We start from the raw sequence: 12,287 nt of genomic DNA, 5'->3' as shown, positions 1-12,287 counted from the left end.
ACCTAACCCATGACTGACCACGATAACATTCCCGACAGGGACGAGGGTATAAACGGCTACCAGAAAATAGATCGGTACAACCCCGAATTGATTCAAAGCCTGTCGGCAAACTACCTTAATGTATTAAAGCAGATAGGTGAAAACCCCGAACGTGAGGGGCTGCTGAAAACCCCTGAGCGTATTGCAAAAGCCATGCTTTACCTTACCCATGGTTATGACCTGGATGCGAAAGAGATCCTGAACTCGGCCATGTTTAAAGAGGAATACAGCCAAATGGTAATTGTGAAAGATATTGAGGTGTACTCGATGTGCGAGCACCACATGCTGCCGTTTTTCGGCAAAGCACATGTAGCCTATATCCCCAACGGTTATGTAGTAGGGCTTAGCAAAATACCAAGAATAGTAGATGTATTTGCACGCCGCCTACAGGTGCAGGAACGTTTAACCAACGAGATCAGGGATTGCATACAGGACACGCTTAACCCAATTGGTGTTGGCGTGGTAATTGAGTGCAGGCACCTATGTATGAGCATGCGTGGCGTACAAAAACAGAACTCGGTAACTACCACGTCGGCATTTACAGGCGAGTTTTTGAAGGGCCAAACACGAACTGAATTTTTGAACCTGATTTCTTCTAACTTAAGTTAATTTATTCGCTCACTGGTTCATTAGCTCATTGGCAAAAGCTCCGAATTAGACGTAAATGAACCATTGAACAAATGAACCAATAAACTATAACCAATGAAAGCATACATATTCCCGGGCCAGGGCGCCCAATTCCCGGGCATGGGTAAAGATCTTTATGAGCAAAGCGAACAAGCCCGCGAATTATTTGAACAAGCCAATACTATACTGGGTTTCCGTATTACCGATGTAATGTTTAACGGAACCGAAGATGATCTGAAACAAACCAATGTAACCCAGCCGGCTATATTTTTACATTCGGTAATACTGGCAAAGGTTTTAGGGAGCGATTTTGCCCCTGATATGGTTGCCGGCCACTCACTTGGCGAGTTTTCGGCATTAGTAGCCGCAGGCGCTTTATCATTTGAAGATGGCCTCCGCTTAGTTTCGGCGCGCGCGAACGCTATGCAAAAAGCCTGCGAGATACAACCGGGCGCAATGGCCGCAATACTGGCTCTTGATGATTTTACGGTAGAGGATATTTGCCAACGCTTAACCGATGTGGTTGTACCCGCAAATTATAACTGCCCGGGGCAGTTGGTGATATCTGGCACCGAAGCCGGCGTTGATGCGGCCTGTATTAAAATGACCGAAGCCGGCGCTAAGCGCGCGTTAAAACTTAACGTTGGTGGTGCATTCCACTCTCCGCTTATGGAAGCCGCGCGTGTTGAACTGGAAGCCGCCATTTTAAACACCGAATTTAAAGAGCCCGTTTGCCCGGTATACCAAAACATAGATGCAAAACCATATAAAGATGTTGAGCATATTAAACACAACCTTATAGCACAATTAACAGGCCCCGTACGCTGGACGCAAACTGTTGAACACATGCTGGCAGACGGCGCCACCTCATTTACCGAAGTAGGCCCGGGCAAGGTTCTGCAAGGCCTTGTTAAAAAGGTAAACCGCGAGGTTGCTACGGCAAGCGCTGTAATAGAATAATTACATTAAAGCCACCTGTAATAAACAAGTGGCTTTATTTTTTTACCAGATCATTTAGAGTAGATTTATAGCTTGAGCACCGCCGGAAAAATACGCGTATTATTGGGTTTGTTATTCGTCACCCTGTTGTTTACCGCAATAGTTGTCGAAAGCACTTACACGCCCGGTAATAACCTTATACAAACGGCCAGGGTGTTAGAGAACAATCTTCATGATAAGGAAACGCTTATCTATAACTCGATAAGGAACAAGCACACCTTTAATGAAATAAAGCAGCTGCGCAATACCCCGGCAAAGGGGTTAGGTTATATTAATGAGTTTACTATTGGCAAAGGCATCTGGATGTTGGTGTATAAAAACGGTGTGCTCGATTTTTGGAGCGGCGCTAAGGTTATCCCCACAAGCCTCAATAGTATAAAAGAGGGCTGCTCTTTCATTAAACGGCCAAACGGCTATTATGAAGCCATACGCAAAACTGAGGGAAACGTATCTGTTGTGTTTTTCATCACTGTAAAGAACGGCTATCCTTTTACGAATGAATACCTCGAAAACGTATTTGCCAAAGACCTTACCATTGATCATAATATTGCAATAGCTGACTTTACCGATAAAAATGTTTACGCCATACACGATGTAAACAACGTGTACCTGTTTTCGGTAAAACTTATCAAAGGGGTTAATCACCGCTTCTTTTATTTTGTTGTTTGCTTTTGGTTATCGGCTATTTTTATCCTGTTGGTACTCGTAAATAACATTGCCGTTTATTTAGCAGAAAAAGGGCATATATACCGGGCGCTGCTTTTCCTAACGGCCTTTGCCATCATTTTCAGGTTTATAAACCTGTATTACGGCTGGCCTAATTTCACGCATGAGCTATCGGTATTTAATCCAAGGCTTTACGCCTCATCACCTATTTTTCGCTCACTTGGCGATTTTTGTATTAACATACTATTTATGTGCTGGTTGGTGGTGTTTGCCTATACCTACAGGTTAAGGCTACTTACACGCGTTCCGGGTAAGGTCTTAAGCTATGCAATATTATTAAGCAGCATTCTGTTACTCATTATTACATCTACTAATTTATTAAGGGTTTATTATGGGCTGGTTATTAACTCCAAAATTAGTTTTGATGTAAATAATGTGCTTAACCTGTCGGGCTTTAGTTTAATTGGGGTGCTTATGCTTTGCTTTAGCTACCTCATGTTTTTTTTACTGAGCGAGATCATACTAACTCTTTCATTTAAACTCGACATACCTGTTTTACAGCAACTACTCATTTTTATAGCCAGTATAATTGTAACTACAGCAGTTGTTACCTACTACTGGGAATTCAGCTTATTTTACCTCTTATGGATGCTAATGGTTATTATAAGGGGATATGCCTATATATATAATAACAAAAAAATCACGGCTACATCTTTCATCAGTGTTATCTTAATTTGCTCTGTTATATCGTCATTAAAGCTTAATCACTTTGAATCGATAAAAGAGCAGGAGTTGCGCAAAGTTCTTATACAACGACTGGAAGTCCCGGATGATGCAACGGCCGATGTATTATTTAAAAAAATAGAAAAGGATATAATAGTAGATCCCTTGCTGATAGCGTATTATAAAAGCACCGATCATACCTCTGATTACCTTGAAACCCGTCTCCAAAAAACATATTTTGACAGGTATTTGTCTAAATACGATTTTGAAATGCATGAGTATAATAATTTAGACCAACCCTTGTCTGTTGAAAAAAATTATTCGCTTGATGTATTTAAAGACATGGTGGTATATAGTTCGTTCAAGGTATCAGATTATTTTTACCGGCAAAACGAATCATTCGGCTTCCAGAGCTATTTTGCCATACTGCCGGTAATGGATGGCACCAAAAAACTGGGGACTATTGTAGTGGAGCTAAAATCCAAACCACTGCTATCTGCAGGCACCTTCCCCGATCTGCTGGTTGATAAAGAAGTTAAAGGGAGTGTAGAAGAATTTAAAAATTATTCCTTCGCGTTTTATACTGATAATGTGCTTATTGGGCAAAGCGGTAGTTATGTATACAGCATACGTAACAATGAGTTTAAAGGCGAACTTAAAAAGTACACCACACAAACTACACAAAGCAACAAGCCCAACTTTACAGATAAATTTACAACCTACAGCCATTTATTATATAAAACCACAAACCGCAACCTTATAGTTGTTACGGAGGAAAACAATGTGTTGTTATCTACCATAACGGCGTTAACCTTCTTCTTTGTGGTGCTGCTTCTTTTTGGTGCTATTACGCTGCTTATACGCGTTATATGGGTAAGGCTTAAGATATTTAAGGTTAGTAACAACCAGATTAAGTGGACGTTTAAGTTAACCTTAGACAGGATACTGTATAAAACACGCATACAGTTCTCCATGATATTCGCGGTAGTTATTACGTTGATACTGGTTGGGATAATAACCTTTATATCAATAAGCACGCAATACCAGGCACAACAGGATAAACTCATCAGGGCAAAGTTAATACAAATAGCTGCCGCACTTGAGGCAGGCAAAATAGCCAACTACACAAGTAATATAACCGAGGATAGCAAGGTACAGTTTGATGACCTGGCTAACACCTACTCTGCCGATATTACACTTTTTGATCTGGATGGCAATTTGCTGATAACCACACAACCCAAAATTTATGATTATGGCTTGCTTTGCCGTAAAATGAATGGCCGGGCTTTTATTGCAATGAATGGCATGCAAAAGTCTGAGGTGGTGAGTGAAGAAAAGATCGGCTTGTTAAAGTACACGGCTGCTTACGCCCCAATACGTAGTGTAAAGCATGAAACCATTGCCTACCTGCAATTGCCTTACTTTGCCAATGCGGCAGATTATACCGAACGCATAGGCTCATTATTAAACATCATGATAAATGTTTACGCGCTGGTATTTATAGCTATTGGCTTATTTGCAGTTATAATAGCCCGCCAAATAACCGCACCGCTAAACTTTATACAATATAACCTAAGCAAAACCATCTATGGGAAAAAGAACGAACCTATTAAATGGGACCGCGACGACGAAATAGGCGCCCTTGTTAAAGAATATAATAATATGATAGCCGCGCTGGAGAACAGCGCTCAAAAACTGGCACAATCCGAACGTGAAACGGCCTGGCGTGAAATGGCCAAACAGGTAGCTCACGAAATTAAAAACCCGCTTACTCCGCTTAAACTTGGCTTGCAGCTTTTAGATAAATCGTGGAAGGATAAAGACCCAAAATTCGACCAAAAATTTGAGCGCTTTAGTAAATCATTTGTTGAGCAGATAGAAAGCCTTTCGTCCATTGCCTCAGAGTTTTCGGCATTTGCTAAAATGCCCGATACACGCATAGAGCGTATGGATATATTTGAGGTGTTTGGCAAGGCAGTAACTATTTTTAAACAAATGGATAACGTAACCATTAATATGGAACCGCCCACAGGCCCCTTCTTTATTGGTGCCGACCGCGACCAAATTTTGCGTTGTTTTAACAACCTGCTTAAAAACGCCATTGAAGCAACACCGCCGGATAGGGCCTGTGTTATTGACATAAACTACCTGGTAACTACAAAAAACATTTTGTTTACCATTAAAGACAATGGCAACGGTATACCCGAGGAAATGCGCGAAAAGATCTTCGAGCCCAACTTTACTACTAAGAGCTCTGGTACCGGACTGGGGCTTGCCTTTGTTAAAAATTCAATAGAAAATGCCAATGGTAAGATCTGGTTCGAAACCACCATGGAAGTAGGTACAACATTCTATTTAAGCTTCCCTGCAGATAGTTCGCAGATGGCTTAGGCTATATTACCATTCGCTCCAACGCTTTATTTCAATTTGTTCGCCGTCCCGCAACGGAAGGATTTTCCTCCGGTGTAAATAAAGTATAACCGTTGATATTAGAGCACGCAATTTCTTCTTTATCGTTGATTATATTTTCTATAATTTTAATCGCGTCTTTGATGTCGTTATCTATAAGTCCAAGGTCGTAAGATGTCACGCGCGTATGCCAATCGTTTAATTGGGGCTTACCTTCAAATCCTATGGTGATTTCTTTATCCTGAGTAGTTATCCATAATTCCATATTGTTAAACGGGCTCATGTATTCGATATTCATTACATTATTCGGCCTACTTATACAAAATTCTTTGAATTCCGGAAAGTAAGCAATTAACTTTCAACAACATAATCCGAAAATGCTTTCTGATTCATATATTAATAAAACGGCCTTAAATCTAACGACTTAAGGCCTATACATTTTCAAATTGATCTCTTATTTCAACGTAATGCTGGTTTTACCCATAGTGTAACCGTCGGCGTATAATAGTACTGTATAGGTACCCTTTTGGAATGGTAGCGGGTTTATCCAGTCAATAGTATAAGCGCTGCCATCGTCCCTAAAATCTACAGATGTTTTATAGGTGTACTGCAGGTCCTGGCTATCGGCGTTAAATGTTCCCGAATCGTTTTGAGTGATCAGGTTACCGGTGGGGTCAATTATACGTACATAAACGTCGTGCAGGCCTTTTTCGGCCACGGCATTGGTAGCGATGGTAAAGTTTATCTTTATTTTTTGGGCTTGTTTGGCTTTGGTAACATCGCTCTCTTTACCGCTGTTTTTTACTTTGTAGGCCACAACATCGGCGGTGGCAACTTTTATGGCCGATGCCACCTTAACCTTAGTATCCAGTTCCTGATTCTTTTGCTCAAGCGCGGTAGCTTTTTGGCTAACAGTGGCCAAGTTGGTTTTTAAAGTATCACGCTCGGTAGCTAAGGAGGTATTTTCCTTTTTCAGTTCTTCAATATCGGCAGTGTACTTGGTTACAAAATACCTGAGTTGTTTAATATCTTCCTGCGCTTTGTTTAGCTCGGCAACGGTAAGTTTACCTTTGGCAAGTTCGCTTCTTAACACTCTGATCTTTACACGCAGCGAATCATTTTTTGCCTGCATTGCCGCCGACATCTTTGCTCTGCCAGCGTTAACCTGTTCTATTTGGGCTTCAAGGCTATCTAACTCGGTTTGCAGCCTGGTTTTTTCGTCGTTTTGGTAAACAATTTTTGTATCCGATTTATTTTTTTGGGTGTAGAGGTAAACATCGGTGCCTAATAACGCAACCACAACCGCTATTAAAAAATAAATTACATTCGAATTTTTCTTTGGTGCTTGGTTCGGCTGATTATCAACAGATTGGTATTCCATAATAATTAGTTAAAGGTTATGATAACTTAACAGGCTGTTAAACTGTTATCCTTATCTTACTTTCTTAGTATAAATATAGGTAAAAAACTAAGATAACGTTGTAAAATGCCTCTTGTTTATACTTATATCGGCCCGGGCTAAAATAAATACAATATCATTAAAACACAAAATAGGCGTAATTATTATACTAATACTAAAACAGCTTAGTTATGAGTTTATATCTTTGAGGCTTTTAAAAAATCAATTACGCGCTTAATGTATTTATACAGGTACCTTCTTACTATTTTCTCTGTTTTCATAATATGTTCTCTGTCAATTGCACAAAGCGTTACCCCGGAAGCGGTTACCCAAACCGAGCCCAAGCGCGAATTTAGAGGGGTATGGATAGCCACAGTTGTAAACCTCGACTGGCCAACAAACGCCCGTGCAACAGCCGAGGCCCAGAAAAAGGACCTGCTTAATCAGCTAAATTTTCATCAACAGGCCGGCATTAATGCGGTTATGTTTCAGGTGAGGCCTGCTGCCGATGCTTTTTATGCCAAAAGCCGCGAGCCATGGTCAAAATACTTAACAGGCAAGCAGGGTCAGGAGCCAGGTTACGACCCGTTAGAGTTCGCCACAACCGAGGCGCATAAACGCGGCATAGAACTGCACGCGTGGTTTAACCCTTATCGCGCTACTTTCGATAATAAGTTTTTTAGTCTTGCGCCGGAACATATTACCCGCACTAAACCCGAATGGTTCTTTATTTATGAGGGCATTAAGTTATTTAACCCCGGCTTGCCCGAGGTGCGCGAATATATTGTACAGGTTATATTAGATGTTGTTAAGAACTACGATGTAGACGGCATCCACATGGATGATTACTTTTACCCGTACCCGGTTAGAGGCCAGGTTATAAACGATGCGGAAACCTTTGCCAAATACGGCGGCGATTTTGACAATATTAAAGATTGGCGCCGCGATAACGTTGATAAGCTGGTGCACATGCTTGCCGATAGCATCCATAAATATAAACCCAACATGAAATTTGGCATAAGCCCTTTTGGGATATGGGCCAATAAAAGCCAGCACCCCGATGGTTCTGCAACTAATGGCGGTTCGTCATACATCGAAAACTTTGCCGATACCCGTAAATGGATGCAGGAGGGCTGGATAGATTACATAAACCCGCAAATTTATTGGCAAATTGGGAACCGTGCCGCAGCGTTCGATACCTTATTAAATTGGTGGAGTAACAATACTTATAACCGCCATTTATACATTGGCCAGGGGCCATACCGTTTTTATGAGCTGCGTAGCCCTGCTTTCAAAAACCCGTCAGAAATACCCAATCAATTACGGTTGATACGTGCCAACCCGCGGGTGCAGGGGAGTGTATACTTTAGGTCGCAATCGTTAATGGCTAATGCCAACCATTTGGTAGATACACTTAAAAAAGATTTTTACCGTTACCCTGCCTTGCCGCCGCCAATGCTATGGCGCGATTCTGTCCCGCCAAATATCCCGCAGAATTTTACGGTTAAGGCCGAAGGTAAAGGCGTAATACTTAAATGGCAGGCCCCGCTCCCGGCTGCCGATAACGAGCCGGTGTACGGCTATGTGATATACCGTTTTCAGGAAAATGAAAAGTTTGACTTAGGAGATCCTAAGAACATATTACACATACAATACGATACCGAGCCATTGTATATGGATAGCAATGTACAAAAAGGTCAAACTTACTTCTATGTAATTACAGCCCTGGACAGGCTCAAGAACGAAAGCGACCGATCGCCGACCATAGCGATAACGATGCCGTAAAAACCTCTTAATTAAGGCTATTGTCGGTAACGATCAATCACTGTCTCCCCCCTCTCTGCTTCGCAAAGAGGGGTTTTTATTTTATTTCTTTTAATTGAAGTCGAGGTGAGTCAATTCATTTAATGCCCATGTCCTACTGTTATCAAAAAAATAAAATATTTTAAAATGTTTTTATAGATGGCTCGTCTTTATATTTAAACACATCATAAATTGACAGCAGCATCGATGCCCCAGGATATAAACAGCCATATCATACAAACAATAGCGTCGTATGGTAAAAGCCTGTTGGGGTTTATTCGCAAGCGGGTAAAAAACGATGCGGATGCCGAAGACATTCTGCAGGATGTTTGGTATCAGTTTAGTAATGTGGTAAACGCCGGGCCCATTGAGCAAACCAGCGCATGGCTGTATAGGGTGGCTAAAAACAAGATCATAGACAAGCATAAAAAACGTACCGAAACCTTGTTGGATGATATGCTGCCGGGCACAGGTGATGATGAAGACGATAACTTTGATCTTCAATCGTTGTTGCTTACCGAGGCAAACACACCCGAAACAGCTTACCTGCGCAACCTTTTTTGGGAACAGCTTTTTGTAGCACTTGATGAACTGCCCGAAAACCAACGCCAGGTATTTATATGGCAGGAACTTGATGACATGCCTTTTGAGGAGATCGCTCAAAAAACCGGCGAAAATATAAACACACTTGTTTCGCGTAAACGATATGCGGTTTTGCACCTGCGCAAACGATTAAAACAATTGTATACAGAAATAACAGAATATTAAAAACATTAAGGATAACACAAATGAAAAATACATTGTATAAAGGGAGGTTCTTTTTTATCCCGGTAGGCATAGCAGCCATTATTGCGCTGGTAAGCTTTGTAGTAATGCAGCTATGGAACAACCTGCTGCCAGATATTTTACACGTAGGTACAGTTACCTATTGGCAGGCCATGGGCATATTTGTTCTTTGTAAGATATTATTTGGTTTTGGCCCTAAAGGTGGCCGGGGTGGTGCCCCCTGGATGCGCCGTAAACAAATGATGCAGGAACGCCTGGCCGGCATGACACCCGAGGAGCGCGAGCGCTTTAAGGACCAAATGAAAAATCGTTTTGGCGGCTGGTGCAAACCTGACAAAGACTGGCGTGAAGAATGGAAAAAAGCGCCTATAGCTGAGAAAGAATAAGTGGGAAATGGTGCAAAGTTCGGTAAGCCATTCCCGCACTTTCACTATCATCCCTCTCCAAGATAATCACCCACTAAAATTTTTACCATGGATGTGCTGATATTTAAAACAAGTGTTGCCAGCAAACAGGAGGTAAGCCGGATTCACCCGTTATTAGCTTCACTGTCTGAAATACGCCAATACAATTTTGACCTGGAAGATTGCGATAATATCCTTCGTGTGGTGAGCAGTGGCATAGAACCGCAAACCATTAACCACATGCTGCACATTGCAGGATTTAGGTGCGAAGAACTCTCTTATTAAATCCGGCAACCGGACCTTTATTATAAAACTCCTCCCGCTATCCGGTTTAACAAAGCTATTTGCCCGCTATGGTAAATATGGTGTTGTATTAACCCCTCTATTAATGCCCGGTAAGTTACAGGTATATCTTCCTGCTGGCGGCCATCGTTTATAGGCTCATCCCATTTACTTTTATTAAAGTTTTGAATGATGTCGGCCAGGTTAACATTGGCCAGTTTAAAATCAGCAACAAGCTGTTTCCATTTATCTTCATCCGGTTGCCCGGGATCGGGCCAGTCACCGGCTGCAGGTTCACCGGCTGTTTTGCCTTGCATACGTGCCGTTACTTCTTGTGCCCAACCAAGCATGTGTAATAATATCCCGGCTATATTGTGTACCGAACCGGGAGGCGTTTCATAAGCTGCGTCGAAGCTTATATCATCAATTATATTATAAGTAGCGGGGCCATACCATGGGTGGTGCGAGAGTATCTGCTGTAAAGATGCCTGAAGTTTTTGCGCGGTGGATTCCATGCTTATTAAACGCATCCACCCTTTAACTTGTTTAATTAAAATACTTTACCACACCATTGGCACAATTTACGCCATCTATAGCGGCGGAGATAATCCCACCAGCGTAACCTGCGCCTTCGCCGCAAGGAAATAACCCGGCCACTTGCGGGTGCTGAAATGTTTCCTTATCGCGTGGTACTTTTACCGGCGATGATGTGCGCGATTCTACCCCCACCAATATAGCTTCGTTGGTATAATAGCCTTTCATTTTACGGCCAAAGGCGGGTAAGGCCTTGCGGAGGCGGTTATGGATCCAATCGGGCAATACTTCTTTTAACTCTACGCTTTTACAGCCGGGCAAGTAGGAGTTCTGGGGCAGATCTGCAGATACTCGGCCTTCCACAAAATCAACCATGCGCTGTGCCGGTGCAACCAGGTTACCGCCGCCTGCCTTAAAAGCAAGGTGTTCTACCTGCTGCTGAAAGTTTAGCATCCGGAAGGGGTCGTTCATATCCCCTTTCACATCTTCCATATTAATTTGCACTACCGTGCCCGAGTTAGCGAATGGGTTATTGCGTTTGCTCGGGCTCCACCCGTTCACTACAATCTCATCCTGCGCTGTTGCGCAGGGGGCTATGATACCACCGGGGCACATACAAAAAGAGAATACACCCCTGTCTTCTACCTGTTCAACCAAATTATAATAAGATGGCGGTAAATCTGGGCCGCGGTATTCGCAATGGTACTGCGCGCGGTCAATAATTTCCTGCGGGTGTTCTATCCGTACGCCTAAAGCGAAAGGCTTAGCCTCTATTAAAATATCCTGGCTGTGCAGCATCCTGAAAACATCGTGTGCCGAATGCCCGGTGGCTAATATCACAGCATCGGCCATTAGCTTTTCTCCGTTGGCTAATTGTACCCCTTTTATCTTGCCAAACTCCGTTAGTAAACTGGTAACCTTGCTATCGAACAAAAATTCGCCGCCGGCTTCTAAAATACTTTCGCGCATGGCGGTAATAATTTGAGGCAATTTATTAGTGCCGATATGCGGCCGGGCATCTACTAAAATATCTTCGGTAGCGCCGTGGGCTACAAAGGTTTTTAAAACACCATTTACATCGCCCCGCTTGGTACTGCGGGTATATAACTTACCGTCCGAATAAGTGCCTGCCCCACCTTCGCCAAAGCAATAATTGCTTTCGGGGTTTACAAGGCCCTGTTTATTAATGTTGGCCAGATCGCGTCGGCGTTGTTTAACATCTTTGCCGCGTTCCAGTATAACGGGTTTTAAGCCCTGCTCTATGCATTGCAAAGCCGCGAAGATCCCGGCAGGGCCGGCGCCAACTATAATAACTTGTTTGGCATCCTTTACACTTTTATATTTTAGGGTGTAACTTTCTGTTTGTACCGGCTCGTCTACAAAAACACGTACCTGCATCCGGTACAATACCTTGCGGCCACGCGCATCTATAGAGCGCTTCGATATTTTTATACCGCTAACTTTTTGCTGTGAGACTTTTATTGCTGCCGAAGCCAGGGCAATTAAAACAGCTTCATCTTCCTGTTGCCCAGGCAGGCAAACAATTTCTGCTTCTTTTATCATGCTATACTGCCGGGTTTTTATCCCGGATGTTGCAAAGATAAGCATTCGGGTGG

11 protein-coding genes are annotated in these 12,287 nt (G+C 42.6%); 7 read left to right on the top strand and 4 right to left on the bottom strand.

Annotated features, from left to right (window positions below):
* The first annotated feature begins 9 nt into the window (after positions 1–9).
* The 3 genes from folE (at position 10) to ACFQZI_RS17325 (ending at position 5,445) form a co-directional block, all read left to right on the top strand.
* Positions 10–648, top strand: a complete 639-nt coding sequence (gene folE / locus ACFQZI_RS17335; RefSeq protein ID WP_377144729.1) for a GTP cyclohydrolase I FolE — start codon at positions 10–12, stop codon at positions 646–648.
* A gap of 93 nt (positions 649–741) precedes the next feature.
* Positions 742–1,626: an ACP S-malonyltransferase gene (gene fabD / locus ACFQZI_RS17330; RefSeq protein WP_377144727.1), complete on the top strand. Its 885-nt coding sequence runs from the start codon at positions 742–744 to the stop codon at positions 1,624–1,626.
* Positions 1,627–1,698: 72 nt separating this feature from the next.
* On the top strand, positions 1,699–5,445 hold the full coding sequence (locus ACFQZI_RS17325) for an ATP-binding protein (RefSeq protein WP_377144725.1): 3,747 nt from the start codon (positions 1,699–1,701) through the stop codon (positions 5,443–5,445).
* A 31-nt stretch (positions 5,446–5,476) separates the two neighbouring features.
* Here ACFQZI_RS17325 and ACFQZI_RS17320 read toward each other — a convergent pair whose 3' ends face one another.
* Together ACFQZI_RS17320 and ACFQZI_RS17315 are read right to left on the bottom strand one after the other, a co-directional pair.
* The gene (locus ACFQZI_RS17320; RefSeq protein WP_377144723.1) at positions 5,477–5,728 is read right to left on the bottom strand and encodes a hypothetical protein; all 252 of its coding nucleotides are present in this window, start codon (positions 5,726–5,728) and stop codon (positions 5,477–5,479) included.
* Between the two features lie 189 nt (positions 5,729–5,917).
* Positions 5,918–6,844: a hypothetical protein gene (locus ACFQZI_RS17315; protein ID WP_377144721.1), complete on the bottom strand. Its 927-nt coding sequence runs from the start codon at positions 6,842–6,844 to the stop codon at positions 5,918–5,920.
* 255 nt (positions 6,845–7,099) lie between these two features.
* Between ACFQZI_RS17315 and ACFQZI_RS17310 the strand changes: the two genes are divergently transcribed.
* The 4 genes from ACFQZI_RS17310 (at position 7,100) to ACFQZI_RS17295 (ending at position 10,140) form a co-directional block, all read left to right on the top strand.
* On the top strand, positions 7,100–8,647 hold the full coding sequence (locus ACFQZI_RS17310; protein ID WP_377144719.1) for a glycoside hydrolase family 10 protein: 1,548 nt from the start codon (positions 7,100–7,102) through the stop codon (positions 8,645–8,647).
* A 210-nt stretch (positions 8,648–8,857) separates the two neighbouring features.
* Positions 8,858–9,433: an RNA polymerase sigma factor gene (locus ACFQZI_RS17305; protein WP_377144717.1), complete on the top strand. Its 576-nt coding sequence runs from the start codon at positions 8,858–8,860 to the stop codon at positions 9,431–9,433.
* A gap of 20 nt (positions 9,434–9,453) precedes the next feature.
* Positions 9,454–9,837 carry a hypothetical protein gene (locus tag ACFQZI_RS17300; protein WP_377144715.1) on the top strand — a complete coding sequence of 128 codons (384 nt, stop codon included), beginning with the start codon at positions 9,454–9,456 and terminating at the stop codon, positions 9,835–9,837.
* An 87-nt stretch (positions 9,838–9,924) separates the two neighbouring features.
* On the top strand, positions 9,925–10,140 hold the full coding sequence (locus ACFQZI_RS17295) for a hypothetical protein (protein WP_377144713.1): 216 nt from the start codon (positions 9,925–9,927) through the stop codon (positions 10,138–10,140).
* Positions 10,141–10,160: 20 nt separating this feature from the next.
* On the opposite strand, the gene ACFQZI_RS17290 is transcribed toward ACFQZI_RS17295, so the two are convergent.
* A complete protein-coding gene (locus ACFQZI_RS17290) occupies positions 10,161–10,652 on the bottom strand; it encodes a DinB family protein (RefSeq protein WP_377144711.1) in 492 nt (163 codons plus the stop codon).
* Between the two features lie 31 nt (positions 10,653–10,683).
* Positions 10,684–12,234, bottom strand: a complete 1,551-nt coding sequence (locus ACFQZI_RS17285) for an NAD(P)/FAD-dependent oxidoreductase (protein WP_377144957.1) — start codon at positions 12,232–12,234, stop codon at positions 10,684–10,686.
* Between the last annotated feature and the right edge of the window lie 53 nt (positions 12,235–12,287).

It is taken from the genome of Mucilaginibacter lutimaris, from assembly GCF_042676625.1.
In the GTDB taxonomy this organism is placed as follows: Bacteria; Bacteroidota; Bacteroidia; order Sphingobacteriales; family Sphingobacteriaceae; genus Mucilaginibacter; species Mucilaginibacter lutimaris.
Note: the sequence above shows the minus strand (reverse complement) of the source record. Positions and strands in the feature narration are given on the sequence as shown.

What these genes read in the sequence shown, in the direction of transcription:
- folE (WP_377144729.1), top strand. Translation starts at nt 10, where the DNA reads ATGACTGACCACGATAACATTCCCGACAGGGACGAGGGTATAAACGGC.
- ACFQZI_RS17285 (WP_377144957.1), bottom strand. Translation starts at nt 12,234, where the DNA reads ATGATAAAAGAAGCAGAAATTGTTTGCCTGCCTGGGCAACAGGAAGAT.
- fabD (WP_377144727.1), top strand. Translation starts at nt 742, where the DNA reads ATGAAAGCATACATATTCCCGGGCCAGGGCGCCCAATTCCCGGGCATG.
- ACFQZI_RS17310 (WP_377144719.1), top strand. Translation starts at nt 7,100, where the DNA reads ATGTATTTATACAGGTACCTTCTTACTATTTTCTCTGTTTTCATAATA.
- ACFQZI_RS17315 (WP_377144721.1), bottom strand. Translation starts at nt 6,844, where the DNA reads ATGGAATACCAATCTGTTGATAATCAGCCGAACCAAGCACCAAAGAAA.
- ACFQZI_RS17300 (WP_377144715.1), top strand. Translation starts at nt 9,454, where the DNA reads ATGAAAAATACATTGTATAAAGGGAGGTTCTTTTTTATCCCGGTAGGC.
- ACFQZI_RS17320 (WP_377144723.1), bottom strand. Translation starts at nt 5,728, where the DNA reads ATGGAATTATGGATAACTACTCAGGATAAAGAAATCACCATAGGATTT.
- ACFQZI_RS17290 (WP_377144711.1), bottom strand. Translation starts at nt 10,652, where the DNA reads ATGGAATCCACCGCGCAAAAACTTCAGGCATCTTTACAGCAGATACTC.
- ACFQZI_RS17295 (WP_377144713.1), top strand. Translation starts at nt 9,925, where the DNA reads ATGGATGTGCTGATATTTAAAACAAGTGTTGCCAGCAAACAGGAGGTA.